Below are 25,541 nucleotides of genomic sequence, written 5' to 3' on the forward strand. Positions count from 1 at the left end.
TCTGGCAGGATTCGGACCTGACCGTCCGGAGAGGTGATTCGTTGTTGAGGTTCCAGTTCGAGTGCCGGCCGCTTGCCGATGTCTCTCCATGGGGTCGCAGTCAGCTGACACTGCACTGGTTCGGGCTGAGCGAAGGCTGGTTCTGGTTCGACAGCGAGGACCGGGAGGTCCTGCGCTACCGCGATGAGGCGGTCCGCCGTTGGGATCTCGAACGGCCGTACCCGGACTACTACATCGCCCGGATGTGGGAAGACCTGATACTGCTGCGCTGGGTGCTTGAGGAGCCGGTGCCCGACGACCTCGTGCCGTTCGTCGATGGCACGTTCCCGAGCCGCGAGATTCCGGACGACGACGTATACGGCGATGACGTCGATGTTGCTTTCAGCGTGCAGAGTGACTTCAACGTCTATCTGGGCTATCTGGCGCAGTCGCCGACCTTGAAGTGTTGGCGGCACAGCGTCGAGGGCGGCGACGTGGTGACACTCAGCCAGCAGCTCACGACGGAGGAAGCCAGCACGTTCGACGGGCCGCCCCGGCTGGAGTTCAGCTTGCCGGCGGCGGAGTTCTTCGCAGCGGTCGAGGACTTCGACCGGCGATTCATCACGGCAATGGAAGAGCGTGTCGTGGAGCTGGAACGAAGCGGACCACCCGCAGGCGTCGCTCTCGACCTGGACGACCTGCGGCGAGAGCACCTGCAGCGCAGCCGCTGGCTGGAGCAGCGCCTATCCGAGCCACGGAAGGTCGACTGGGCCGCGGTCCGGAACGGAGTCGCTGAGATCTGCTCGTGGCCGTCAGCCGTCGAGATGTGATCCGAACCAACCGTTTCAGCTGGTGATGCGCCCTTCAGCGGTGTCGACGACGAAGCACGCACAATCCAGGATCTCCAGAAGCGCGGCTCGGGCCCGCCGGATCGCATCGTCGTCGACGTCGAGCTGCAGCCGACAGTCCCGTGGGAAGCCCAGGGTCGTTGCGGCCGTGGGGCCGAAGTCGAGGCACAGCTCGCGGCCGATGAGAGTCCAGGCTCCCGGACCGGGCGCGATCTCACCGGCCGGGTTGATCACCTCGTCCACCCAGCCCGCGTAGCGCAACCGGATCAGCATGACGTGGACCCCGGCCGCCCCGAGGATCAGCGTGAGCTCGTCATCGTCCTGCCGGACGTCGACCCGGTCGACATGCCTTTCCACGTGCGGACCGTACCGCGGTGTCTCCCACTCACGCGAGGGCAATACGACCGGCCCCTACAACGTGGAGTTCTCCGGTTGGATGCAGGCATGCCAGCTCAACAGGTAGCCTCGCCCTGCCGGACATCTTCGTGCTGCGGAACCGTTCGCGCGTTCTGGCGGCGCTGGATGCGGCATGGACACGGAGAGAAGATCCAACCCGTTAATTGGTACGACGATGGCTCAGCGACCGCTCAGCCACGTACGCGGTCGGGGCGATCATCAACCGGTACGGCAGCCTGACCAGCGGACTCGGCAGTCGCGGATGCCGTTCCTCGAAGGCGACGCGAGCTCGGAGGTGTTCTTTCGACATGAGCCGGGGCTGTTCGGCGCGGAATTCTATGGCGATGAGGTGCTTGACGCTCTTGTAGCCGTACTGGCTGGGAGCCACGAGCCGCAGAGGGGCGCCGTGCCTGTCATCGAGGGCGGCGCCGTTGAGACGGGTGGCCAGGAGCACGTCCTCGGCGACGGCGTCTTCCCAGGTGAGGACGGCCTCGCGGCGATCGCCTGCACGGGCCACCAGGTACGGCGCGGGCGCGTCGGACATCCCCACCGAGGCGAGAACCTCCCGCAGCGGAACGCCGGTCCATACCAGCCCTGTCACCGACCACGTCGTGACGCAGTGGAAGTCGGCCGTATGGTCGCGCGGTCCGAGCGCCCGCAGGTCAGCGGCGGTCAGGACGGCGACCAGCTCGCCTTCGTTCCTGATTTCCAGTCTGGGCGCGGTCGGCATGGCGGGCGGAGGGAGGTGGGGGAGGTCGCTGAATCGGGGCATCTCCGCCATCAGGCGCTGCCCGGGCGGTAGCCCAGGGGCGCGCCGCGGCCAGTAGCGCATCATGCGAGACTCCCTTCGGCCTGCGTCGGTCGCGTACTTCGCGCTGGGTTCCCTGGGAAGCCGCGAGTAAGCAATCGAGGTCAGCGCATCGGCACGAGTGCTATGCGACGCGTTTGTCCTCCACGTGCACGACGTTCAGTTCGCGACCGTCGCGGTCCCGCTTGGCGCGGCCGTGCAGGCCCACCTCCAGATCGGTACCGCCCGTGATCTCGTCGGGGCCGACGTAGGTCAGCACGTCGTTGTGATGCCCGTAGACCACCCACCCGGGGCCGGGCTCCAGGGTGAGGGTGCCGAAGTCGCCGGCGGCCGAACCGGCAAAGAGAGGCCCGTACTCACGCAGAATGTCCACCGCCTGCTGCGCCAGATCATCGGCCGGACCGGGCGCGGGCAGCACGACGCATGTGGCGTGTGCGAACACCACCCACGACTTGCCGTCACCTCGAATGATCCGCCGCCACACCCCGGCCAGCTCATGCTCCGCCATGGGGGAGATCATGACGTACTCCAGCCCACCGCCGCCGCCCCTCAGCTCGTCGGGATTCGCGTCAGCCGGCGTGGTGGCAAGCCTTCGCGATCACGAGCAGCGCGTCGACAGTCTGAGATCACGTCAGTGGTCGTAGAGCACGACGAAGGCGAGTGCTTGGTCCGGCGCCAGGTAGAGGTCAGTCCACTGTGTGCCCTGCGAATGCGTCTCAGTCCACGTTCGGCTGTGTAGCCAGCGTGTGCCGTCCGGGACGAATGGAACCAGGGCGGGCCACATCTGGTTCGGCGTTTCGAACTCGTACTCCTCGGAGTACGACGGGATGACCGCCGGCACCGGGCGCCAGTCGTACCGGTCGGCCAGCGCTGTCGCGTCCTCCGGACGTAGCCGGATGACACCCTGATAACGCCAATCGGTTGGCCCCGGTGCCCGAGAGCAGGGATTCCCGGCCGCTTGGGTCTGCCAGTGAATCTCGGGATAGCTGCCGACTCCCGGGATGTCCGCCTCGGTCCAGCGCCGGTCGGTGTGAACCGTTGCTTGGCCGGCGGCGAGTTGCTCCGAACAGTCCGTTGCGCCGGCGTCGGCCTGCCACGTACCAACCACGGCGAGAATCGACCCGACAACCGCCGCCGCGGCTACAACACCGCCGACCACCGTCAAGAGAACCCGCCGCATCGCCGCATTCTAGACACCATTTGTGTTCAGGGTCCGGTCGGTGACCGTCCGCCCACCGCCCCAGGCGTAGGACCTGGGGCGGAAGGCACGGACCGGCTCGGCGCGCCGCCTTACGGCACGCAGTCCACGTCCGCCGGGTCACAGTCGAAGGTGGGCATCGGCGGCGGGCTCAACGTCCCGTACGTCGGCGGCACCGGCTCGACCGGCCCGCTCGGAATCGGCTTGGCGGGCGGTGTCGGGAAGCTCGGCTCGACCGAGACGGTCGGCGTAGGTGCGGGCGTCTCGTCGGCGAAGGCTGGCCAGGCCGTCGCCAGGAGACCGGCGGTGACGGCCGCGAGCGCGGCCACGGACAGAGCTTGCTTGTGTCGCATGTCATTCCCCCGTTTGGAGCTCACGATCCGCCGTCCGGCGGATCGACGGGAGTCAAGGTAGCAGCCGACCAGTCGTGCCCACCGCCCCGTCCATTTTGTTCGGCCCGCTGGCCCCCTGGTGAACCACATCCCCTCGCCGAGCCGGCCCCCCTCGGCCGCTGAACCTCCCCACCCCGCGGCCGGAGGCGCATGGCACGCCAGGGCGAAATCAACTGGTCGGGCAGCGCCCAAGGGTGGCAGAGTTCGGCATCGATCAGATCTTGCCGGACGACAGGGTGGGCCGATGCCGTTACTGCGCCGGATCCGCGCCGATTTCGACGCCGACACGATCGTGATGTACCAGGCCTTCGGGCCGGCGATCACGGATGCGGCACTGGCCGCCGGGCGTTTCGTGGCGCCGTTCTCGTTCACCCGGATGACCTGGATCAAACCGTCCCTGCTGTGGTTGATGCACCGCAGCAACTGGGCTCGCAAGCCCGGCCAGGAACGTGTCCTGGCCGTCCGGATCACCAGCGCCGGCTGGGAGCAGGCGCTGTCGCAGGCGGTCCTCACCGCGCCGGTGCCGGCGATCCACGGCAGCGCGGCCGCCTGGAGCACGGCGTTCGACGCCGCGAGCGTGCACGTGCAGTGGGATCCGGAACGCTCGGCCCGGGGAGCGGCGCTCAACCACTACAGCATCCAGGTCGGCATCGGCCGCGCGCTGATTCGCGCGTACGCCGAGCAGTGGGTCGTCGGTCTCACCGACCTCACTCCCACCGTGCACAAGATCGATGCGCTGATCCGGGCCGGCCAGGCTGCCAAGGCCCAGCGTCTACTTCCGCCGGAACGCCCTTACCCGCTCGACCCCGCAACCGCTCGCCGGATCCAGGCGGACACCGCATAGGAACACGGCCGGCCCCGATGTTTGCGCTTAGACCGCATCTCATTTGGGGTTGCTGCCCGGCAACAGGTTCAGTTTGACGGCGCGGCGGAAGCAGATGACAGCGCAAGCCAGGCGCAGGAATCCGCGGAAGTGGGAAGCCTTGCGGTCGTAGCGGCGGACCAGCCGCCGGAACCGGGTCACCCACTCCAGGCAGCGCTCGATCACGTAGCGGTGCCGGCCGAGGCGGGTCGAGGACTCGATGCCCTTACGGGCGATACGCGCCTTGATCCCGCGCCGGGCCAGGGCCTGCCGACTCGTGCGGTAGTCGTAGCCCTTGTCGCCGTGCAGCTTCGCCGGCCGTCTGCGCGGGCGGCCGACCGGCTGACGCACCGGCGTCAGGCCGTCGACCACATCCTCCAGGACCATGTGGTCGTTGACGTTGGCAGCAGAGACATCAGCATGCAGCGGAAGCCCGTTCCGATCACCAACCGCGTGGATCTTGGAGCCGGGCTTACCGCGGTCGACCGGGCTCGGCCCGGTCAGGTCCCCCCTTTTACCGCCCGCACGTGCAGGGCGTCGACGCTGGCCCGCGACCAGTCGATGTGCCCGGCAGCGCCGAGCACATCGAGCGTCGCCTGGTGCAGCGCGGCCATCACACCTTGCTCGACCCACTCACTGAACCGGCGGTGCGTACTCGCCGACGAGATCGGAAACGACTCCGGCAACTCGTTCCAGGCGCAGCCGGTGTCGAGAACGAACAGGATCGCCGCAAGCGCCACCCGGTCGTCGATACGCCGCCGGCCGCCACCCTGATGCCGTTTCGGGTGCCCGGGCAGCAGCGGCTGCGCGAGGCGCCACAACGCTTCCGGGCAGTACTTCTCCACATCACCCACACCCGTACAACGAACGACCCCGCGCTACAACAACCCCAAACGAGATGCGGTCTTAACGATCCCCACGGATGAATCCGGGGGATTTCCCTCCGGGGCCAGGCCCTGGATTCCCAGCTCGGACCGCACCTGATCCACCATCCCGGAAGGAGGCGATCAGATGTCTCACGTCGTCAGTACTGGCACGGTCGCGTTCAGCCGTGGCGAGGATCGTCCTCGCGGCGTTGAGGTCGCGGTCTGCGGTGTAGCCGCAGGCCGTGCACTCGAAGATGCGGACGCCCAGTCCGAGGCGGTGATTGGCTCTCTCGCCGCACCCGGAGCAGGTCATCGTGGTGTAGGCGGGCGGCACCAGCACCACTTTCCGGCCCGCCCGCATGCCACGCTCGATCAGTTCTCGTTTGCACGCGCCGATCGCCGCGTCAGCGGCCTTACGGGCCATCCGGGACTTGGCCAGGAACTTCGGCTTGAAGTCCTCCACCGCGATCAGGCTGTGATGCGCGGTGACGTTCTTCGCCCAGACCCGGGCGTCGTGGGTGTTCTGCCGGGCGGCCTTCTTCGCGATCCTGGCGGCCTGCTTCCTGGCCTGCTGGTAGCCCTTCGACTGCGGCCGGCCCTTCGGCCGGCGGCGGCGGGCCATCCTGCGCTGCGCTTTGGCCAGTTCGGCCGCGCACCGTCGGCGATGCCCGAGGTGCGGAAGGTCGAACGCCGGATCGGTCGTGGTGGCGGTCGCCTTCACACCCCAGTCGACACCGATGCCGGGCAGATCCGCCCCAGGTGTTCCGACCGTGTCCCGACGGACCACGAACGAGGCGTACCAATGCCCGAGACTGTCACGGTAGACCCGCACGCTGGACGGTTCGGACGGCAGTTCCCGGGACCAGACGACCGGGATCGTGACCTTGCCCGGGAGGCGCAGACGGCCGCCCTGGATCGAGAAGCCCCGAGTCGTGTACTCCAAGCTCGGCAACGCGTCCTTGAGCCTCTTGGCCCTCGGACGGCCCCGGCCTTTCACCGTGAACGAATGGTTCAGGGCAGTGCCGTAGGTGCGCAGCGTCTGCTGCTGGGCGACCTGCGACCCGGCGCGCAGCCAGGCGTTGCGGCTGCGGGCGTCGGTCAGCAGCTTGGACAGCGTGCCGAACGTGGGTTTACGGCCGGTTCTCTGCTGGTGGACGGCTTCGTTCCACAGCCACCGACAGCGGCCCCACTCGTCGAGAAGTGCGGCCTCCGCGATGCGGCCGGGCCGCAGGCGGTAGCTGTAACGCACCGTCTCGTCCACATCAGACAGCGTATCAAGGGCCGATCGTCCCGGCTGATTCGACAGCAGTTCCCGCAGCTCGAGTCCCGGATGCCGACCCTGTTGACCACTTCGTACTTCGTCGCCACGACCGGCGCAGCCACCCTGGAAGCGGTCAAAAAGTATGTCGAGAACCAACGCAACGTCTGACCAGACGCCCATTCGCCTTGACGGCGAATGGGCTACCCCTGACCTGCTCCGCAGGGGTTCCATTTCCTCCCCACGGCTAAAGCCGGGGGTTTCCACGGAAGGTATTCGATGACGTGCATCGTCGGGATCACGGATGGGCGGACCGTCACCATTGGTGGGGACTCCGCGGGGAGCGACGGGTGGCACGTCGCGGTGCGGTCGGATTCCAAGGTGTTTCAGGTAGGGCCTTACAAGCTCCTAACACGATCTCTACGCGGTCCATTTGATCAAGCGGCGCCAGCAGATCATGACGCAGGCGAGGCTGACGAGGCCGTCGTGAATGTCGAGGCGGCGTTCCCAGCGCACGGCGATCCGCCGGAACTGATGGAGCAGGGCGAAGGTCTGTTCGACGACGTAGCGCAGCTTGCCCAGGCCCTTGATGTTGGGCGTCTTGGGCTTGGCGATGATCGGTTCGGTACCGCGTTCGCGGCAGGCTTGGCGGAAGGCCTCGCTGCTGTAGCCCTTGTCGGCCAGCAGGACGTCGAAGCGGCGCCGGGGGCGGCCGGGACGTCCGGCGATCGGTGGGTAGCAGTCGAGAAGATCGAGAGCACGGCTGATGTCTGGGACGTTCGCGCCGCTGGTCAGGACGTAGATCGGGGTGCCGTTGCCGTCGCAGATCAGGTGGTGCTTGGAGCCTGGTTTACCGCGGTTGACCGGCGACGGCCCGGTTCCGGCGCCCCCTTTTTCGCGTCGATGTGACTGCCGTCCATCGCCGCTCTCGACCAGTCGATCCGGTTCGCCGCATTCAGCCTGGCGAGCAGTATCTGGTGAACCTGGTCGAAGACACCTGCCTCGGTCCACCGCTCGACCCTGCGCCAGCAGGTCATACCGGACCCGAAGCCGAGCTCCTGCGGCAGATCCTCCCAGCCGATCGCGGTGTAGAGCACGAACAGGATGCCTTGCAGGCAGAGCCGGTCCGGGACCGGCTTCGGCCCCGGGGCCTTCTCCGGCCACGGCGGCAGCACCGGCTCAATCAACTGCCACAACTCGTCATCGACAATCCACGGCTTCGCCACGACCAGCGAACGAGACTGATCTTTACCTCGCGACGCCGATCATCATCGATTCAACAGATCGTGTTAGGAGCTCTTACCTGATGGGCTTCACGACCAGCTATCGGATGGGTCAACTCCTGCGCTACTCGCTGAATGTCGGTGAGCCCGACACCTGGGACGTCGACCGGTTCATGGTGACCACGTTCATCGAGGCCGTCCGCCAGTGCCTCTCCACCGGCGGCTATGCGAGGACCGAGAACGGCCAGGAACAGGGTGGACAGTTCCTTGTCGGCATTCATGGTCGCCTCTATGTCGTCGGCGACGACTATCAGATCGGGCATACGATCTCGGGTTATGCGGCGGTAGGGTCCGGCTATCTGGTCGCCTTGGGGTCGCTGCACTCCACGGCCAGGACGCCTGACGTCAGTAGCCGCCAGCGTGCGGTGATGGCGCTCGAGGCGGCGGCCGAGCTCACCGAGGGCGTGCGGCCGCCCTTCACCGTGGTGCAGTCGGAGTGAAATGCGGCCGCAGCGTCGCCGATGAGTGGGCAAGGTCAGCGGTGCAAGCTTGACCGGGCCCGATCAGCGCAGCAGCGGCTCGCCGTATCTCGCCAGCGCAGCTCGAAGATTGTCGGGCCACTCGTCGATGGGGTCGTCCAGGAAACGGTCCCGCTCTGCGAGCAGGTGGGGGCGCAGGCGGGGAGCCGCGGTGGCGGCCGCGAGCGCGCACAGCGCCTCGGACACCAGCCCAGGGTCGGACGGCTCCGGAGACGACTCCAGGATGTCGAGCAGCGGCTGCATCGCCCGTTCGTCACCGCGGGTGGCCAGCCCGTGTACGGCCTCGACGCGGGTGTCGGCATCGTCGTCGTCGAGCCGGTCGGCGAGCGCGTCGCGCAGCCGGGGGAAGTCCTCGTCGGTCTGGCGTGCGAGGCCGAAGGTGGCCCAGTCGCGCACCTTGGCGTCCTCGTCGGCAGAGAGTGTGATGAGGGTGTCGAGAGCTGCCGTACCCGGGCGGCGAAGCAGGCCGAACACGACGCCGTACCGGACCTCGGCGTCGGGGTGGGTGTGCAGTCTGATCAGGGGTGCGAGGCTACGCTCGTCGCCGATGTGCCCGAAACCGGTGGTGATCGAGTAGAGGACGTCCGGATCGGATTCGTCCTGCGCCATGTTGAGGAGTACCGCCAGGGAGCGTTCGCGGAACGGCCCGTCGGCCGCGGCCTGGCCCGGTGCCGCACCGAGCTGGCTGAGCACGGCGGCGGCCAGTTCGCGGCGTGCGGCATCGCGGTGATCGGACAGCCGGGCGGCAACCTCGAGAGCCTCCTGCCCGCCATGGGCGCGCAGGTGCGAAATCAGCTCCCAGAGGCGTTCCTCGTCGCCGGCGGCGCCGGCCTGAAGTGCCTCGTCGAAGGCTTCGGTCACGCTGAGTTCAGGCGTCGGCATAGCGGTCATCGTGTCCGGCCTTGACCGGAGCGGCAACCGGTTTGAAAGCGGTCATGGCGCTGGCGAAGGTCGCCGGCCGTACGTCGAGCGCGGACTTGTGCCCGATCAGTGCCTCCAGGAAACCGGCGAGGATCCCAGATCCTCTCCAGCGGGCTCGGCAGTCGCAGCCAGGGGGTACCCGAGTTTCTCGGCCTGTACCCGGACGTGAGCCGAATCGATCCCAGGATTGAGGGCCTGGACAACGGCGTCGGTCAACGGCAGGAACGCCACGACGTGCTCGATTGCGGACAACGGCAGATCGACCTCCCAAACCTCATCGGCGTACTCGCGGTACTTCTCCACGATGTCTTCGAAGAGGATGTTCAGCAGCCAGGAACCGTCGGGGTCGTCTTCTTCGACGTCCGCGGGAGAGAAGTCGATGTCGTCTCCGGCGTGCCATCGCCTGTCGTCGGTGCGCCGCCATAGGACGAAGCTGGCATCGAGTGTGCCGTCCGGGCGGCAAAAGGCCGGTTCGGACACCTGGGATCGGAACTCCTCGGGAAGGCCGTCGAGGAGGCCCGGCCACAGCCGCCCATCCGCGTACTCGAACATCGGCGAATCGTGGTAAACGCCACGGATGAAGGCGCCGTCAGCGGTGAAGACGATGTCGTACTCCTCGCCGCTGCCATTGCGCATCGATCCAGCCTCGCCGGCACCCCATGCAGGGTCGTAGCGGTAGTAATCGCCTTCGATGATCGTGTCAAGCATCGCCAACGCCTGGCACCTGCGCCGTACTACGTCGATGGATGGCAACTGGGTGGCGATGTCGTAGACAGTCACGTCGGCATCGTAAGGCTTGGATGATCAGGCTCACGCGGCATGTCAGGACGCCGGGTCGGCGCCGGCCAGCTGACTCGCGGCAGAAGAAGAACGCTGTTTGCTGGTGGTTCGCTTCAATGGGACGCGGAGTTCCCCATTCCCGCCCTCGCCGTCGTGGATCTGCACTCGGTAGTGTGCCGTGCCCGGTGCGCCGTCACTTGTGCTCCGTACTGGGCATGCGATGTATGCCGGGGAGTCGAACCCCAGCGCCTGCCCTCGGCGCGCCAAGAAAGGAGCCGATTTACCCGCCGGCTCTCGGGTCTGTGCACGCCTCCACGTCGGCTACCTGCTCCGCGTCTCTCAATCGAGTAGGTCGGCCTCCCAGTTGGTCCGCTGGATCAGCGTGTCGACCTCACGTAGCTGCCGGGCGAGGTCGTCCGCCTGGCGTCGCAGGTCGGCCACCGGCAGCGCCGGGACCATCTTCAGTTCGGAGCGCAGCTGCCGGAATCCCCGCTGACCTTCGCCGGCCGCAGCATCGGCCGCCGACGTGACGATGCCGTGCCGTAGGCGCAGGACGTCGCGGCGGGCGAGCGCGTCGGTGAGGCTGCCTCCCTCGACCGGGGTGGCGGCGTTGGTCCGGTTGATCCGCCGGATCAGCGACTCGAGCTCGTCGAGCACCGCACCGGTCTCGGCCAGCAGCGACGCGGCGTCCTCGGCCGGCGCCTCTCCTTCCTGGTAACGCGCGCTGCCGGTGACCCGGGAACGGAGCTGTTCAGCGCGGCGCGACGCATCTGCGCGCAGCGCGAGAGCCTCGGCAAGTTTCATGGGCACCAGTATGGCGGTTCAAGATCGACATTGCGCGCCATTTTCTTGCCTGATCCCAGCAGAGGCGCGCCGGCCGCACTGGAGCATCTCACGTCGCCGGCGGCCTGCGAGAAAGCTCAAGCTGCCCCGCCGTTACCAGGCCGTGTTTGCGTACTGGGCGCGGCAGAGAGGGCCGGGCATCAGCGATCGAGGCGACCGTCGATGAGTGCACCCAGCCTTCCCGCAGCCGTGCGTCGTGAACAATGATCCCGGTTTGATCGCAAGCGGACGCATTGACAGGACGACAAGAACGGCAGTGGTGAACGCTCCCGCCAGCGGCTCGGATCGCGGCTATGGCGTTCGTGCAATTCCGCCAACGGCATACCCTTGACCCTTCGTGAACGGACCGGCGCGCTGACCCACCGGGAGCGGGGAGAACGGGGAGGATCGCTCATCTTTTATGGGTCTAAATTGGCGGGTTTCACCTTGACGAGTCCTTGAGGTCGGCTCACCGAGCTTGTATCGGGCCGCTAGGCTCGATCAGCATGGTGATGCCCATGCGCCAACCCGTTCCACCTCCGAGCCGCACGCTGCGGACGGTGGTGATCGTCGTCAGTGTTGTGCTGGTGCTGTGCTCATGTGTGGCAGCCGGGGGCTACTTCTTCATCAGTGGGATACGGCAGGCAACCGGACCGGCCAGTGAGGCCGTCGAAGAGTTCGTCGCCGATCTGGAATCGGGTGACGCTGATGCCGCTTATGGTCGGCTCTGTGCCAGTACGGCGAGCAATTTCACGCGCCAGGAATTTGCTCAGGGGATCAGCGGGCAGCCCGCCATTCGTAGCCACGAGATCGTGGGTGTGAACGTATCGAACGTCAATGGCCGGGTGTCGGCAACCGTTACCGCGAATCTCGCTCTCGATAGTGGGTTTGTCGACCGGCACACGTTCACGCTTGTCCAGCAGGATGGGCAGTGGAAGGTGTGTGGGCAGCCGTTCTGACTCCACTCGGCGGAAACGAGCGGTTGTCCAGGCGGACGTCGCCGATCTCGACCGTCCAGAGTAGGTCGGTCAGGTGGTCGAGCGCCTTCGCCAGGTAGCGCCGATAGGTGCTCAGCGGCAGCCCGAGGATCTGCGCGGCGGCCTCCTGGCTGGGCGCCGCCCGCAGGTACGTCCGGTCCAGCACCGCCCGCAACCGATCACCGCGGGGCTCCGCGCCCAGCCGTGCCACCCCGTCCTCGAGGACAGCCCGCAACCGGTCGACGTCCGGCCCGCCGGCGGTGGCGGCGAGCGCGGTGCCCAGCAACGGACTGCCGGCGAGACGGTCCGGCCGGTGCAGTATCGGCAGCGCCGCCCGCACCGCGGCGCCGAACCGCACACGGTCCAGCGGCGGCGGCCGCAGCAGCGCGGCGGGCGGCGGCCCGGTCGCTCCGGTGCGCCCACGCTCATGCATCAGGTCGAACCAGGTGTCGACCGGGATGCGCCGCCAGTCGATGCCGTAGACGACATGACGCCGGCCACCGAAGTCCACCTCGACCAGCCGGGCGAACGCCATGTAGTCGAAGAACGGCCCCCAGTGCTCAGCGTCGACGGTGACGATGAACGACCAGGCCAGCGGATGGGTCAACCATTCGACGATGCTGGAGACCGGACCGGCCAGCAGGGCGTACCGGTCACGTTGATGTTCGTCGGCGCCGGACAGGAAGCGGCAGATGTCGACGAGTTCGCCGGGCCGGGCGGGCGCCTCCCGTGCCACGTGGGCGAGCACCGCGCGTACCACCGGATCCCGTTCCTCCAGCCCGGATCCGGTGGGGCACAGCAGGTTGAGGGCCAGCCCGGTGACGCGGCCGGCGCTTCGTACCACGCTGAGCTGTTGGGGTTGCACCGTGAGCCACGCCCGGGCGAGGTCGGCGCTGGCCGGCCCCTCGAATCGTTCGATGACGTCGCACACCTGGTCGTGTTCGCCGGGCCGGGCGGTGACGACGCTGGTCGAGCCTTGCGCTCGTAGCCCGGCCAGCGTGCCGGCGAGAGGGCTGCTGCGCACCAGGAAGAACAGCTGTTGTGCGTGCAACTGCGCATCCGGGCCGGCGGCGGCGCGCAGCCGGGACACCGCCTCGACGTGGACCGTCCAGCGGGTCCGTCGCAACGGTTCCGGCGCGCGCCGTTCGAACTCGGCGTGCAGCACGTCCCGGACCAGGTCGTGGATGGACAGCCCGTGCGGGCCGCTGGTGATGAACGGCTGGCCCGCCAGCCATCGCCACACCGCGGGCGCGTCGTCGCCGACCAGGCGGCGCAGCAGATCCTCGGTGGTCAGCCAGGCCACCGCGCACGTGGCCAGGCCGGTCAGGTGCGTCTCACCGGGCACTTCACGCAGGAAGGACTCCAGCAACGCGGAGATCAGATCCGGGGCGTCGGCGAGGCTGCCGGGCACCCTTCCGGCAGCCGCCTGATCGGCCAGCAGCGCCATGGTCAGCGGATGTCCCCGCGCGAGTGTCAGCAGGTGCGGGCGCAGGTCCGGCGCCACTCCGGCGTGGGCGAGCAGATCGTCACCCTCGGCGGGGCCGAGCGGGCGGAGATGGTGCACCGCGGTCAGATCACCCCAGCCGGGGTCGGTCCGCCAGGGCGCGCTCGGCGGATCACGCCCGGCCAGCACCACGACGGCGTCCGCGCTCAGGGTGGGCAGCAGCGTGTCGCGCAGCCAGCCGTCGACCGGGCTCAACTGCTCATATCCGTCGACCAGCAGCACCACGCCCGCTGGAAGATCATCGCGATCACCGAGGGCGAGCCGGATCGCCGCGGCGACACCCGGCGGCGCCGCGTCGATGTCGCGACCGTCGATGTGTACGGGAGTGCGCCCGGCCACCCGCACCCGGGCCGCGAACTCGTGCAGCAGGGTCGTCTTGCCGATGCCGCCCTCGCCGTGCACGAACAGCACCCGGCACGCGCCGCGCCCGTGCAGGGCGTCGTCGAAGCAGGCGAGTTCCCGTTCCCGGCCGACGAATCGCCGCCGCCGCGCCGCCTCCAGCAGGTCACCGAGGTTCCCCGACATGCCCCCACTGTTCCCCCGTCGCACCGTTTTGGACAGCGTTTGACGCCGTTCTGACGTGGAAGGTGAGCGCCGATCCGGCCGACCCTCGGCACATCACTGCGACACGGAGGTGCCCGATGTCCCGGATCATCGTTCTCGGTGCCGGCCTGTGCGGCCTGTCCACCGCCCTGCTGCTGTCCCGCGACGGCCACCAGGTCACCGTTCTGGAACGGGACCCGGCGGAGCCGCCGCCCGCCGAGGAATGGGTGCGCTGGCAGCGGTCCGGCGTCAACCAGTTCCGGCTGCCGCACATCCTGCTGCCGCGCTGGCGCGACCTGATGGACCGCGAACTACCCGACGTCCTCGACCGTCTCGAAGCCGTCGGCGGGCTGCGGATCAACCTCCTCGACCTGCTGCCGGCGGCACAGCGCGGCCCGTGGCAGGCCGGCGACGAGCGCTTCACGACCGTCACGGCGCGCCGTTCCGTACTGGAGGGGGTTTTGGCCTCGATCGCCGCCGGCGCCGCCGGCATCCGGATCCGGCGCGGGGTCACCGTCACCGGTCTGCTCACCGATGATCAAACCTCGGATGTACGGATTCCGCGCGTGTCCGGTGTCCTAGCCGAGGGCGGGCGCACCTTCCGGGCCGACCTGGTGGTGGACTGCTGCGGCCGGCGCTCGCCGTTGAGCGCGTGGCTGTCCGCGGCCGGCGCCCGGCACCCGGCCGAGGAACGCGCCGACTGCGGTTTCGTCTACTTCAGCCGCGACTTCCGGACCCGCACCGGATCCCTGCCGCAGGGCCGTACCGGCGTCCTGCAACGCCACGAGTCGATGTCGATCCTGACCGTGCCCACCGACAACGGCACCTGGAGCATCGTCCTGATCGCGAGCAGCCGGGACCGGGCGATGCGGGCCCTGCGCGACCCGGCCCGCTGGGACGCCGCTCTCGCCCGGTATCCGCTGGCCGCGCACTGGCGCGACGGCGAACCGGGTCCCGGCGTGGACGTCATGGCCGGGATCGAGGACCGGCACCGGGATCTGGTCGTCGACGGTAACCCGGTGGCCACCGGCATTGTCGCCGTCGGCGACTCGTGGGCGTGCACCAATCCGTCGCTCGGGCGCGGCGCCACCATCGGCCTGCTGCACGCGGTCGGCCTGCGCGACGTGCTGCGCGACACGGGTACCGCCGACCACGACAAGCTGGCACGTCGCTTCCATGAGTGGACGGCGACGGTCGTCGAGCCGATGTACCGGGCGACGCTGTGGTACGACCGGCACCGGCTGGCCGAGCTCGACGCCGACGCCGCGGGAACGCCGTACCGGACCGACGATGTCCGTTGGGCGTTCAGCCTGGCCGTGTCCGCCGCGGCCGGCGCCGATCCGGAGATCGCCCGCGCCCACCAGTCCCTAGCGTCGCTGCTGGCCACTCCGGACGAGATCGTCGCCCGGCCCGGCCTGGCCGAGAAGGTCATGCGGCTGGGCGGCGGCAGCCCGCGCTACCCGCTGCCGGGTCCCGCCCGTCCGGAGCTGCTGGCCGCGATCAGCGCCTGACATCGATGGAAGAATCCGTCGCGAAAGGAGGTGGGCTCGTGCCACCCAGACTCACCGCGACCCTGGATTCGCTCGGTTGCCGGGCGGTGCCGGAGGTCCACATCGTCGTCGGCGAGTACCTCGGCGGATACGGGGTGCTCGACGATGCCTGGGAGATCGCCTCAGCAAGGCTCGGCGTCTCCGACCGCACCGACGACGAGGTCCGGGCCTGGTTGCGTTCCCTGCCCGTCGACGCCGACTCCGTGATCCGCATCGACTGGGCAAGGGACGGGATCGGCGCCGAACTCCCGTTCTCGGTGTTCGCCCAGCATTTCGACGACCTGTGGTATCCGTCCTCGGACGACGTGGTCGTCCTGACCCCCGACGGCGCCCTGCTCTACCTGGACCACGAGGAGAGATTCAGCTTCGTCCCGAGGCTTGAGGAGCGTCGCGAGGTGGCGTAGACAGAGACTGTCCTCAATGGGCTGTCGATGGGGGTGTCCGATGTGGCGCCGACTTCTGCTCGTGGCTCTCGCCGTGCTCGCCGGGGCGGCGCCGTCCAGTGCCGCCGTCGCCGCCGCTGATCAGTGGGTGGGTGAAGGGCTGCTGCCGTTTCCCAGCGACCGGTTCACGGTCGCCGACCGGAGCAGCCCGACCGGGCGGCGGGTGCACTTCCCGGCCGGGTCGCTTCCCGCGAACGTGGCCGGTACCCACATCGACCCGGCCGAGTGGAACCGGCAGGACGGGTTCAGCCCGGGCACGCCGATCCTGGTTCACGTGCCGGGTCTCGATCCGGTGGCCAGCGGCATCGCGCCGGTCACCGACATCGGGCGGTCACTGTGGCCGGACGCGCCGATCGTGCTGCTGAACACGCGGACCGGGCAGCGGACACCGTACTGGGCGGAACTCGACGCGCACGCCGCCGACGATCCGGCACGGCAGCTGCTCGTCATCCGGCCGGCGGTGGCGCTGAGCGAGGCGACCCGGTACGTGGTCGTGCTGCGGGGGCTGCGCGACCGTACCGGTGCGTGGATCCCCGCTCCTGGCCGGGGGATGTCACAGCACCTGGGACACCATCTCTACCTGGCGTGGGACTTCACCGTCGCGAGCGCGGCCGGGCTCACCGGGCGGGTGCTGCGGATGCGCGACGACGCGTTCGCCGCGCTCGGGCGGGCCGCTCCGGCGTACACGATCGGGCAGGTCACCGACTACACCGCCGAGCAGGACGCGCGGATCGCCCGCCAGGTGCGCGGCACGGTCACGGTGCCGAGCTATCTGACCGGCGCGGGCGGCCCCGGATCCCGGCTGAACTACCCGCCGGGCGGGGACCTGCCGGCCGCGTCGGGCGCCACCTACGCCGCCGGCTTCGTGTGCAACATCCCTCGTGGCGTGAGCGCGGAGAAGCCGGCTCACCTGTCGCTCTACGGTCACGGGCTGCTCGGCTCACCCACCGAGATCAACGCCGGAAACGTCAAACAGATGGCGTACGACCACGGCTTCCTGTTCTGCGCGACGAGCTGGATCGGACTGTCGTCGGCGGACATCCCGTTCGTGGCCGGCGTCTGGAGCGACCTGAGCGGCTTCCCCTCCGTACCCGATCGGTTGCAGCAAAGCTTTGTGAATTTTCTGTTCCTCGGACGGGCGATGGTGGCGAACGGCGGGTTCGCCGCGGATCCCGCCTTCCAGGACGGGCAGGGCCGCAGCCTGCTCGACCGGCGCGGTGGCCTGCACTACGACGGCAACTCCCAGGGCGGCATCAACGGGGGAGCGCTGACCGCGATCGCCCAGGACTGGACCCGTTCGGTCCTCGGCGTGCCCGGCATGAACTACAGCACGATGTTGCAGCGCAGCACCGCCTTCGCGCCGTTCCAGCAGCTGATGGACCGGTCCTACCCGGACAGGACCGACCAGCAGCTCATCTTCGGGCTGTTGCAGATGCTGTGGGATCGCGGCGAGGCCAACGGGTACGCCCAGCACCTCACCTCCCGGCCGCTGCCGGGCACACCGCCACATCAGGTGCTGATGCACGTCGCGTTCGGGGATCATCAGGTCTCCCCGGCGGCCGCGCAGGTGCAGGCCCGGACCATCGGGGCCCGCCTGCACCGGCCCGCGCTGGCTCCGGGCTGGTCCGACGAGGTGGTGCCGTTCTGGGGCATCGGCGCGATCCGGTCCTACCCGTACCGTGGCTCGGCGCTCGTGGTGTGGAACAGCGGCCAGGCCTACGCGCCGCCGCCGACCAACCTCGCACCCAGCGACCCCCGGTACGGGCCGGACCCGCACGAGTTCCCGCGCGCCCAGCCGGGCGCCCAGCAGCAGAAGGCGACGTTCCTGCTCACCGGCCGGGTGATCGACGTCTGCGGCGGGCCCTGCCCCTGACAACGACCCACCGAGCCGTGTCCGCAGATCAAGGACAGTACCGGCGACGCGGGCCGGAGCGGGCGGTATGACGAGGTGGAAGGAGGCGATGGAGATGACAGGCACATTGAGCCCGTGGCCCCAGGTCAGCCAGGGCGCCAAGGAGCATCCGGTTCCCACCCTGCAATACCTGCTGCGGGCGCGCGGCAAGACGGTGACGGTCGACGGCATCTTCGGGCCGCAGACCGACGCCGCGGTGCGGGCCTTCCAGCACGACCGGGGCCTCAAGGTCGATGGCATCGTCGGCCCGAATACCTGGGCCGCGCTGATCATCCAGGTCGAACAGGGCGCGCAGGGCGACGCCGTGCGCGGTGTGCAGGAGGAGTTCCAGTTCCGCAACCTCTCCGGTGATCCGTCGCAGGGCCTCGCGGTCGACGGCTTCTTCGGCCCGGAGACCGACGCGGCGGTACGCGGCTTCCAGTCCGCGATCCACGCCGACGTCCCGTCGATGGCGGTCGACGGCATCGTCGGCCCGATGACCTGGCAGGCGCTCGTCAGCGGAATGCTGTCGTTCTGACCAGGGCGGTCCGTGCCCGGCTCCGGGATCCTTGTCCGGAGTCGGGTGCCCGCCGGAAGATCACATCTTGTCCGATCAGGCGAAGTATGCTGCTGATCGGGCGATATCGGTAGCGCCGTCGGCGAGGGTGGCTCACGGTGAGGAAGGGAAGCAGACGGTCTTCGTGGAGCGGTCCGATGGCAGACGAACCCGGTTCACGGCGCCGCCCTGATCCGGCCGCCTATCGCTCACCGCTGAGAACGCCCACCCCGTACAAGGTGGCGATCGCGCTCGTCGTCTCCGGGGTCGTGGTGATCGCCCTGCTCGCGGCCGGGATCGTTGCGGAACGGGTGAGCCGGGGCCCGGTGGTGACCGCCGCGGACACGCCGGCGAGAACGGAAACGAACAAGACCAAGAAGCCGCCGGGAATCGGCGACCCGGTACGTGACGGCAAGTTCGAGTTCGTGATCTCCCGCGTCGATTGTTCACGCGACAGCATCGGGATCGAACATCTCCGGCGCACCGCACAGGGCCGGTACTGTGTGGTCACCCTGTCGGTGCGCAACATTGCCGACGAGCCGAAATACTTCCTCGGGCTCGCCCAGAAAGCACGGGACGTCAACGGCGCCGACTACGGATACGACGAGATCGCCGGCCTTTACGCCAACCGCGACACGAAGACGTTCCTGGAGAAGCTGGACCCCGGCGAACGGGTGACCGGCAAACTCGTCTTCGACATCCCGGACGGGGTCGGGCTCGCCGCCCTGGAACTGCACGACTCCCCGCTCTCCGGCGGCGTGATCGTCACCCTTTGAAGAAGAGGTATGTACGGTGAATGACTGGAATGCCAAGATCATTGACGAGTTCCGCGCCAACGACGGCCAGGTCGGCGGACCATTCACCGGGGCGCCCATGGTGCTGGTGCATCACCGCGGCCGCAAGACCGGCCGCGAACTCGTCAGCCCGATGATGTATCTGCCCCACGAATCCGACGACGGCGTCATCTACGTCTTCGCGTCGAAGGCCGGCGCACCGGAGAACCCCAGCTGGTACTACAACCTCGTCTCCGCCGGAGAGGCCACCGTCGAACGCGGCACGGAGAACTACCCGGTACGCGTCCGGGAACTGGCCGGCGAAGAGCGGGACCGGCGGTTCAACGAGCAGGCCGGCCGTTATCCCGGCTTCGCGGAGTACGAGGCGAAGACCGCCGGGATCCGTACGATCCCCGTCCTCGAACTCACTGCCGTGTGAGGTCAGCGGGGCCAGTCCGTGAAGCGTTTCCGCAGCTGGAGCACCTGCTCGGGGCCGACGCCGTAGGCGGCGAACGCCCGGTCGGGGGTCTCGTCCAGGCGGTGCCCGGCCGCGGCGACATCCTCGTCGAACAGGCCCGGATCCGCCGTTCGTGCCAGGTCCAGCAGTGCGCCGGGGGAGTGGTCCGCCAGGAACGCCGCCACATCGACGAAATCGCGGACCTCGGCCCGGTTGACCAGGGCGGCGACCTTCCACGCGATCAGATCGTCGACGGCCATCACCCGCCCGATGTCCAGCAGCACCGGCTCCCGGGTGCGCGACAGGTGCCCGAGGCTCAGCCGGACCATGCCGCCGTCCGGCCGGTACGCGACCAGCTCCGTCATCAGATAGTCCAGGCCGTCGACGACGTCGGAGGACGTGTGCACCTGGTCGACGCCGATCCCCGCCTCGGCCAGCGCCGCCGCTACCGCCGCGGTGGCGGCGGCCACGCTGCAGTGTTCCTCGCCGAACACGTCGACGTCCTCGGTGGGCCGGGACACGATGCCGTGCAGGATCAGCGCGAGGCCGCCGCCGAGGGCGAACCCGAACCGGTCGGCGACCGCCAGGGCGATCCGTGCCACCTGGAGGTGGAACGCGTCGACGGGGCCGGTCAAACGACGGCCACAGCGACAAGCACCGGATGAGCGGCTTCCCACGCCTGCCGTAGCCCGCGGGGCAGGTACAGGCGCGGCCACAGGGCCACCAGGAGTTCCCCGTTCAGCCAGGTCTGCAACTCGTCGTGACGGACCGCCTCGCGGAGCACGATCTCGTACATCCGCCTGCGGTCGAAACCGTCATCCAGGTCGAACCGGCCCGCGGGCGGGGGCGCCCACACCAGCCGGAACGGCAGGTCGACGATCCCGCTCACCGGGCCCCGCAGCGTGCTCAGATCGGCGGCGACGAGCGCGCGACGGCCCGGCCGGCTCTGCCAGCCCGCTGACGCCGTCGCACGGATACCCACGCCGACCAGGGTACGTGGTCCCGGGCGCCCTCGAACAGCGACGATGCGCGGAAGGCACGGCGTACCGGCCATTTCGGTAAACCCGGTCTTCTCGTGGTCGATTACCCGTGGCGAGTCGTTCGCCCCGGGGCCTGAGAACCCGCAACCGGGTGGCACCGGTACGGGCACTTGGTGTGCACCTGCCGCCCTGGAATCTCTTTCACATGCCCGGCCGACTTCGAGGCCGGACTAACGGGGGAGATTGTTTTGCGACGCGCCAAGCTGCCGATGATGCTGACAGCCTTGACCGCCGTATTCGCGGGTGGCACCGCTGTCGTGGCGCCGACTGCCGCTGTTGCGGCGCCGGCCAGCAAGTGTGTTACCGACGCCAACCTTGTCCCGTCCTGTGGCGTGTTGTGGGGTGGTGCGGCTGGTGGGTTCACCAGCAAGCCCCGCGACCTGGAGCACAAGAACTGGGAGAAGATGTCCGGGCGGACCGCGACGATCTTCCACACCTATCACAAGGGTGACGAGGAGTTCCCGACCAAGGCTGAGATCGCGATGACGCAGGACCCGGCGAACCCGCGGGTGCTGCTGCTGAACTGGAAGATCGCCTACGGCTCGTCGTGGGCGAAGGTCGCCAAGGGTGAGCAGGACGACCGGATCGACGCGTTCGCCAAGCGGATCAAGGCCTACGACAAGGACGTCTTCCTCGTGCTCAACCACGAGCCGGAGAACGACGTCAAGCCGAAGAAGGGCTCCGGCTGGGAGGCCAAGGACTTCAAGGCGATGTACCGGCACACGATCCAGCGGCTGGAGGCGCAGGGCGCCGACAACGTGGTGAACGTGATGGCCTACATGGGTAACGAGCGGTGGATGGCCCAGTCCTGGTGGAAGGACCTCTACCCCGGCGACGACGTCGTCGACTGGATCGGCCTGGACTCCTACGTGAGCGTGGAGAAGGGCTACTACCACTACGGCACGTTCGGTGATCTGCTGGACCGTAAGCCGAAGAACGGCGGCCCGGGCTTCTACGAGTGGGCGACCACCAAGCACCAGGGCAAGCCGATCATGATCGCCGAGTGGGGCGGGTACCACCGGATCGGTAAGAAGACCGACAAGTCGGCGGTGTACAACAGTGTGCTGCCGCAGCTGAAGAAGCGTCCCGCGATCAAGGCGATCGTGCACTTCGACACGAAGGCCGATGACCAGGGCAACCGGGACATCAGCATCAACAGCACCCCGGCCAGCCTCGCCGCGTTCAAGAAGCTTGCCGCCAACCCGATCTTCAACGTCAAGCTGAGCTGACCTGTCACAGACACCGAGCCGCCACCCCACCAGGGGTGGCGGCTCGTTCGTCTACGGGTCAGCCGGGCAACTGCACGGTGAAGACGGATCCGTGCCCGAGGGTGCTGGCGGCCGAGATGGTTCCGCCGTGCGCCTCGACGAGCCGGCGGGAGATGGCCAGGCCCAGGCCGGTTCCGCCGGTCGCCCGGTCGCGGGACTCGTCGGCCCGCCAGAAGCGGTCGAAGACCTTCGGCAGGTTCTCCTCGCTGATGCCGGCGCCGGTGTCGCGTACCTCGATGGTGTGTTCGTGGGCGGAGACCGTGACCACGCCGCCCGGCGGGGTGTGGCGCAGCGCGTTCGACACCAGGTTGCCGATCACCTGACGTAACCGGACCGGGTCGGCGGACACGGTCGGGTCGCCGGAGACGTGCGCCTCCAGACGTACCCCCGCGGTTTGTGCCGTGCCCCGATGGACGTCGGTGACCTGGTCGACGAGGTCTCGCAACCGGAGCGGCTCGGGGTGCACCCGAAGGGTGCCCGCATCGACGGCGGCGAGATCGGCGAGGTCCTCGATGAGGTGTTGCAGCAGCATCGCCTCCTCGTGCAGCAACGCCACCAGTTGGTCGTCGGTGGGCGCGAGGTCGTCCTGTGCGGCTTCCAGCCAGCTGCGGATGTTGGTGAGCGGCGTGCGCAGTTCGTGTGCCACGTCGCTGACCATGGCGCGCCGTTGCCGCGCCGAGGCGTTCAGGGCCCGGGCCAGGTGGGCGATCTCGTCACGGCCGGTGACGACCGCGGGTTCCGGTCCGCCCGCCGTCTCGGCCAGGGCGCGCAGTGGGCGGACCAGCCGGCGCCCGGCCAGGACGGTGACCACGATGGTGGCGAGCAGGACCGCGCCGGTGACGGTGACGATCCGGATGGTGTTCTCGCGGGTGAGGGTGAACGTGGTCCGGTCGGCGCCGGTGTCCGGGTCGGTGACGAACAGCAACGCCGGTGGGGCGACGTAGGGCTGGAGCTGGGTGCGGCGGGACTTCTCCAGGCAGGAGCGGGCGCGGGCGGTCGTCGCGGGGTCGGCGATCTGCTCGGCCGGGATCGGCGCGACCCGGAGGTCGGAGGCCTGCTTGGCGGACAGCACGTACGCCCGGAACTGCGGCGTCACCACGACGGTTGCGCTGTCGCGCCGGCCGAGGCAACCGGCCGTCATGGTGCCGAGCGTGCGCAGCGCCCTCTGTTCGGTGGCGGTCGGGTCCTCGTCCCAGCCGGCGCCGCACCTGATCATGGCGCCTTCGGTGTCGGTGCTGGTCAGCTCGATGGTGGGCCGGCCGCTCGGGGTGTCGACGATGCGGCCACTGACGCCGAGTTCGGACACGCAGTTCAGGGTCCTGCGGGCGGCGCTGCGCAGTGCGGCGCGTTCGGTGGCCGGCAGCAGGTAGGGGCCGACCGCCCGGGCGTCGATGCGGTCGGTGCCGCCGGTGAGCCCGAGGTCCAGGCCGAGCGGGTCGACGACGGCCGAGGGCCGGGCGGTCCGCAACGAGGGGCCGGGGCCGGAGTCGATGATCACCTGCCGGTCCTCGGTCATCAGCGTGATCCGGCGGCCGAGTTTCGCGGCCCGTTGCCGGATCAGTTCCGGAGCGCCCGACCAGTCCGGATGCCCGGCCGCGTAGGCGACGAGCATGTCGTAGACGCCCTTGTCGTCGGTGAGCGAGCGGCCCTGTTCCTGGGTGATCGCGCGGGTCGCGGTGCGGGTGGCCAGCCAGGCGGTGGCCGCGATCGCGGCGACGGCGATCAGCACCGAGGCGGCCAGCAGACGGGTCACCAGGCTGTGCCGCCACGGCACCCGGTTCACGCCGGTCCGGGGGAGAGGCGGTAGCCGACGCCGTAGACGGCGAGCAGGTGGACCGGCCGCTGCGGATCGGGTTCGATCTTGCGGCGCAGGTTCATCACGTGAACGTCGATGGTGCGCTCGGTCGAGCTGCGGTCGATGCCGCGGGTGTGGTGCAGCAGCTGGGCGCGGCTGAACACCCGGTCGGGCTGCTCGGACATGGCGGCCAGGATCGCGAACTCGCCCCGGGTGCACACGATCGGCTCACCGTCGACGGTCACCCGGTGCCGTACCGGATCCAGGGTCACCCGGCCGACCGTGCGCGCCTCGGACCCGGGCGTGGGCGCGGACCGGGTCGACCGGCGCAACAGCGTGCGCACCCGGGCCGTCAGCTCGCGGGGACTGTACGGCTTGGCCAGATAGTCGTCGGCGCCCAGCTCCAGGCCGAGCAGCAGGTCGTCCTCGCTGGTCCGGGCGGTGAGCATCAGCACCAGCACGTCCGACTCGGCGCGCAGTGTGCGGCACACGTGCAGGCCGTCCAGCTGCGGCATCATCACGTCCAGCACCAGCAGGTCCGGCCGTAGCCGGCGCGCCTGGTCGAGCGCGGTCCGGCCGTCGTGCGCCACGGTCACCTCGTGGCCGTCGGCGGCCAGATACCGGCGGACCACCTCGGCATGACGGGGATCGTCGTCGGCGATCAGAACGTGTGCGCACATGGCGGCGACTATAGGTGCCGGCGCAAGATCCGCCGGGTCGCCAGGAGATACCTGACAGCTTCCTAAAGATCTTCGCTGAGGCTGCCCGGCATGTCTGCTAACACTGACGCCCGGCCCTGGCGGTGGCTGGTCGCCGGAGCCGCTGTTCTGGTGGCCGTCGCCGTCGCCGTCCTGGTCCTCCGGCCGCGCGACCCCGGGACACCGACGCCGGCGGCCACCGGGGCGGTCACCACCACCGAGCTGCAACGGCGCGACCTGAGCACCTCGAAGAGCATTTCCGGGACCATCGGGTACGGGGGAACGCGTGCCGTGGACGGCCACAAGCAGGCGACCGTCACGTGGCTTCCGGCGCCCGGCACCACCGTGAAACGCGGACGGCAGCTGTACCGGGCCGACGACCTTCCGGTTCCGCTGTTCTACGGCGGCATGCCCCTGTACCGGACGATCACCGGCAAAGGCCTCGCCGGCCGGGACGTGCGGATCATCGCGGACAACCTGAAAGCGCTCGGCTATCCGATCGGCGTGCAGCCCGACACGAAGCCGGTCCAGGGGGCCGTGCTCACCCCGCAGCTCATCGCGGCCATCAAGAGATGGCAGCGTGACCAGGGTCTGCCGGAGACCGGTGCGATCGCGGTCGGTGACGTGGAGGTGCTCGCCGGGGCGGTTCGCGTCGAGTCGGTCGCCGTGCAACCGGGCGCCCCGGCCACCGGCCCGCTGATGTCGGTGACCGCCACCCGCAAGGTGATCACCGTGGCCGCCGACGTGTCGGAGGCCGCCTCGATCGAGCGCGGCGCCGCCGTCACGGTGGTGCTGCCCGACGAGCGTACGGTCCCGGGCCGGGTCCTGTCCGTGGGCCGTGTCCTGGCGGCGGCCGACGGCGCGGTCGCCGACGCCACCCCGAAACTGACGATCACCGTGACCCTGAAAGACCCGAAAGCCATCGCCAAGATCGACGCCGCGGAGGTGCGGGTCGACTTCGCCGGGAAGGTGCGCGAGAACGTGCTGGCCGCACCGGTCGAGGCGCTCGTCGCGCTGGCCGAGGGCGGCTACGCGGTCCAGACCACGACCGGTCTGGTCGCCGTCACCACCGGCATGTTCGCCCAGGGCTGGGTCGAGATCACCGGCGACGGCCTGACCGAGGGCACCAGCGTGGTGGTGGCGTCGTGACCGGC

Annotated in this window: 28 protein-coding genes and 1 pseudogene; 13 read left to right on the top strand and 16 right to left on the bottom strand. The window is 69.1% G+C overall.

Annotated elements, in window-relative coordinates; genetic code table 11:
• Positions 1–41: 41 nt before the first annotated feature.
• A complete protein-coding gene (locus BJ964_RS29860; protein ID WP_188123789.1) occupies positions 42–809 on the top strand; it encodes a DUF5984 family protein in 768 nt (255 codons plus the stop codon).
• Between the two features lie 15 nt (positions 810–824).
• On the opposite strand, the gene BJ964_RS29865 is transcribed toward BJ964_RS29860, so the two are convergent.
• The 5 genes from BJ964_RS29865 to BJ964_RS29885 all read right to left on the bottom strand — a co-directional run bounded on the left by BJ964_RS29865 (position 825) and on the right by BJ964_RS29885 (position 3,582).
• Entirely contained in the window at positions 825–1,184 is a 360-nt protein-coding gene (locus BJ964_RS29865) for a hypothetical protein (protein WP_188123790.1), read from the bottom strand.
• A gap of 199 nt (positions 1,185–1,383) precedes the next feature.
• Complete coding sequence (locus BJ964_RS29870) at positions 1,384–2,058, bottom strand: molybdopterin-dependent oxidoreductase (RefSeq protein WP_188123791.1); 675 nt, start codon at positions 2,056–2,058, stop codon at positions 1,384–1,386.
• Between the two features lie 97 nt (positions 2,059–2,155).
• Positions 2,156–2,539 (bottom strand): hypothetical protein, encoded by a 384-nt coding sequence (locus BJ964_RS29875; protein ID WP_203832965.1) that lies wholly within the window; start codon positions 2,537–2,539, stop codon positions 2,156–2,158.
• 123 nt (positions 2,540–2,662) lie between these two features.
• Entirely contained in the window at positions 2,663–3,211 is a 549-nt protein-coding gene (locus BJ964_RS29880; RefSeq protein WP_188123793.1) for a hypothetical protein, read from the bottom strand.
• Between the two features lie 110 nt (positions 3,212–3,321).
• Positions 3,322–3,582: a hypothetical protein gene (locus tag BJ964_RS29885; RefSeq protein ID WP_188123794.1), complete on the bottom strand. Its 261-nt coding sequence runs from the start codon at positions 3,580–3,582 to the stop codon at positions 3,322–3,324.
• 283 nt (positions 3,583–3,865) lie between these two features.
• On the opposite strand from BJ964_RS29885, the gene BJ964_RS29890 reads away from it, so the two are divergent.
• On the top strand, positions 3,866–4,465 hold the full coding sequence (locus BJ964_RS29890; protein WP_188123795.1) for a DUF4291 domain-containing protein: 600 nt from the start codon (positions 3,866–3,868) through the stop codon (positions 4,463–4,465).
• 39 nt (positions 4,466–4,504) lie between these two features.
• On the opposite strand, the gene BJ964_RS29895 is transcribed toward BJ964_RS29890, so the two are convergent.
• A protein-coding gene (locus tag BJ964_RS29895; RefSeq protein WP_203832997.1) for an IS5 family transposase occupies positions 4,505–5,328 on the bottom strand; the annotation gives its coding sequence in 2 pieces (ribosomal slippage) (positions 4,505–4,993 and positions 4,996–5,328; 822 coding nt in all).
• A 61-nt stretch (positions 5,329–5,389) separates the two neighbouring features.
• Complete coding sequence (locus tag BJ964_RS29900) at positions 5,390–6,610, bottom strand: RNA-guided endonuclease InsQ/TnpB family protein (RefSeq protein ID WP_229807478.1); 1,221 nt, start codon at positions 6,608–6,610, stop codon at positions 5,390–5,392.
• Here BJ964_RS29900 and BJ964_RS48240 point away from each other — a divergent pair.
• A pseudogene (locus tag BJ964_RS48240) lies at positions 6,596–6,778 on the top strand (IS200/IS605 family transposase); the annotation flags it as partial. The gene BJ964_RS29900 and the pseudogene BJ964_RS48240 sit on opposite strands and share 15 nt — an antisense overlap.
• 249 nt (positions 6,779–7,027) lie before the next feature.
• Here BJ964_RS48240 and BJ964_RS29910 read toward each other — a convergent pair.
• Positions 7,028–7,833, bottom strand: a protein-coding gene (locus BJ964_RS29910) for an IS5 family transposase (RefSeq protein ID WP_188123797.1) whose coding sequence is annotated in 2 segments (ribosomal slippage) — positions 7,028–7,503 and positions 7,503–7,833 — 807 coding nt in all. Because the reading frame shifts where the segments join, the coding sequence is not laid out codon by codon here.
• An 80-nt stretch (positions 7,834–7,913) separates the two neighbouring features.
• Between BJ964_RS29910 and BJ964_RS29915 the strand changes: the two genes are divergently transcribed.
• Entirely contained in the window at positions 7,914–8,330 is a 417-nt protein-coding gene (locus tag BJ964_RS29915; protein ID WP_229807479.1) for a hypothetical protein, read from the top strand.
• Between the two features lie 63 nt (positions 8,331–8,393).
• Here the strand turns inward: BJ964_RS29915 and BJ964_RS29920 are convergent, their stop codons facing one another.
• The 3 genes from BJ964_RS29920 to BJ964_RS29930 form a co-directional block, all read right to left on the bottom strand.
• Complete coding sequence (locus tag BJ964_RS29920; RefSeq protein WP_188123798.1) at positions 8,394–9,251, bottom strand: HEAT repeat domain-containing protein; 858 nt, start codon at positions 9,249–9,251, stop codon at positions 8,394–8,396.
• Positions 9,252–9,356: 105 nt separating this feature from the next.
• Positions 9,357–10,070, bottom strand: coding sequence for a hypothetical protein (locus BJ964_RS29925; RefSeq protein ID WP_188123799.1), 714 nt, complete (start codon positions 10,068–10,070; stop codon positions 9,357–9,359).
• A 339-nt stretch (positions 10,071–10,409) separates the two neighbouring features.
• Positions 10,410–10,874, bottom strand: coding sequence for a DIP1984 family protein (locus BJ964_RS29930; RefSeq protein WP_188123800.1), 465 nt, complete (start codon positions 10,872–10,874; stop codon positions 10,410–10,412).
• A 578-nt stretch (positions 10,875–11,452) separates the two neighbouring features.
• Between BJ964_RS29930 and BJ964_RS29935 the strand changes: the two genes are divergently transcribed.
• Entirely contained in the window at positions 11,453–11,851 is a 399-nt protein-coding gene (locus tag BJ964_RS29935; RefSeq protein ID WP_188123801.1) for an Rv0361 family membrane protein, read from the top strand.
• On the opposite strand, the gene BJ964_RS29940 is transcribed toward BJ964_RS29935, so the two are convergent.
• Entirely contained in the window at positions 11,799–13,898 is a 2,100-nt protein-coding gene (locus tag BJ964_RS29940; protein WP_188123802.1) for an AAA family ATPase, read from the bottom strand. The genes BJ964_RS29935 and BJ964_RS29940 overlap by 53 nt on opposite strands.
• A gap of 116 nt (positions 13,899–14,014) precedes the next feature.
• Between BJ964_RS29940 and BJ964_RS29945 the strand changes: the two genes are divergently transcribed.
• The 6 genes from BJ964_RS29945 to BJ964_RS29970 all read left to right on the top strand — a co-directional run bounded on the left by BJ964_RS29945 (position 14,015) and on the right by BJ964_RS29970 (position 19,568).
• Positions 14,015–15,427, top strand: coding sequence for an FAD-dependent oxidoreductase (locus tag BJ964_RS29945; RefSeq protein WP_188123803.1), 1,413 nt, complete (start codon positions 14,015–14,017; stop codon positions 15,425–15,427).
• Positions 15,428–15,465: 38 nt separating this feature from the next.
• Positions 15,466–15,870 carry a hypothetical protein gene (locus tag BJ964_RS29950; protein WP_188123804.1) on the top strand — a complete coding sequence of 135 codons (405 nt, stop codon included), beginning with the start codon at positions 15,466–15,468 and terminating at the stop codon, positions 15,868–15,870.
• A gap of 40 nt (positions 15,871–15,910) precedes the next feature.
• Positions 15,911–17,782, top strand: a complete 1,872-nt coding sequence (locus BJ964_RS29955) for a hypothetical protein (protein ID WP_188123805.1) — start codon at positions 15,911–15,913, stop codon at positions 17,780–17,782.
• A gap of 94 nt (positions 17,783–17,876) precedes the next feature.
• Positions 17,877–18,338 carry a peptidoglycan-binding domain-containing protein gene (locus tag BJ964_RS29960; protein WP_188123806.1) on the top strand — a complete coding sequence of 154 codons (462 nt, stop codon included), beginning with the start codon at positions 17,877–17,879 and terminating at the stop codon, positions 18,336–18,338.
• Positions 18,339–18,514: 176 nt separating this feature from the next.
• A complete protein-coding gene (locus tag BJ964_RS29965) occupies positions 18,515–19,132 on the top strand; it encodes a DUF4352 domain-containing protein (RefSeq protein ID WP_188123807.1) in 618 nt (205 codons plus the stop codon).
• Between the two features lie 16 nt (positions 19,133–19,148).
• Positions 19,149–19,568 (top strand): nitroreductase family deazaflavin-dependent oxidoreductase, encoded by a 420-nt coding sequence (locus tag BJ964_RS29970; protein WP_188123808.1) that lies wholly within the window; start codon positions 19,149–19,151, stop codon positions 19,566–19,568.
• A 2-nt stretch (positions 19,569–19,570) separates the two neighbouring features.
• Here the strand turns inward: BJ964_RS29970 and BJ964_RS29975 are convergent, their stop codons facing one another.
• Positions 19,571–20,221, bottom strand: coding sequence for a nucleotidyl transferase AbiEii/AbiGii toxin family protein (locus tag BJ964_RS29975; protein WP_223149632.1), 651 nt, complete (start codon positions 20,219–20,221; stop codon positions 19,571–19,573).
• A complete protein-coding gene (locus BJ964_RS29980; RefSeq protein ID WP_229807480.1) occupies positions 20,218–20,568 on the bottom strand; it encodes a hypothetical protein in 351 nt (116 codons plus the stop codon). Before BJ964_RS29980 ends, BJ964_RS29975 begins: the two co-directional genes overlap by 4 nt.
• A gap of 282 nt (positions 20,569–20,850) precedes the next feature.
• Between BJ964_RS29980 and BJ964_RS29985 the strand changes: the two genes are divergently transcribed.
• Positions 20,851–21,855, top strand: coding sequence for a glycoside hydrolase family 26 protein (locus BJ964_RS29985; protein ID WP_262479372.1), 1,005 nt, complete (start codon positions 20,851–20,853; stop codon positions 21,853–21,855).
• A 58-nt stretch (positions 21,856–21,913) separates the two neighbouring features.
• On the opposite strand, the gene BJ964_RS29990 is transcribed toward BJ964_RS29985, so the two are convergent.
• Together BJ964_RS29990 and BJ964_RS29995 are read right to left on the bottom strand one after the other, a co-directional pair.
• The gene (locus tag BJ964_RS29990) at positions 21,914–23,677 is read right to left on the bottom strand and encodes a sensor histidine kinase (RefSeq protein WP_188123809.1); all 1,764 of its coding nucleotides are present in this window, start codon (positions 23,675–23,677) and stop codon (positions 21,914–21,916) included.
• On the bottom strand, positions 23,674–24,369 hold the full coding sequence (locus BJ964_RS29995) for a response regulator transcription factor (RefSeq protein ID WP_188123810.1): 696 nt from the start codon (positions 24,367–24,369) through the stop codon (positions 23,674–23,676). Before BJ964_RS29995 ends, BJ964_RS29990 begins: the two co-directional genes overlap by 4 nt.
• 90 nt (positions 24,370–24,459) lie before the next feature.
• Between BJ964_RS29995 and BJ964_RS30000 the strand changes: the two genes are divergently transcribed.
• Positions 24,460–25,536, top strand: a complete 1,077-nt coding sequence (locus BJ964_RS30000) for a peptidoglycan-binding protein (RefSeq protein WP_188123811.1) — start codon at positions 24,460–24,462, stop codon at positions 25,534–25,536.
• The last annotated feature ends 5 nt before the right edge of the window (positions 25,537–25,541 follow it).

It is taken from the genome of Actinoplanes lobatus (genome assembly GCF_014205215.1).
Lineage (GTDB): Bacteria > Actinomycetota > Actinomycetes > Mycobacteriales > Micromonosporaceae > Actinoplanes > Actinoplanes lobatus.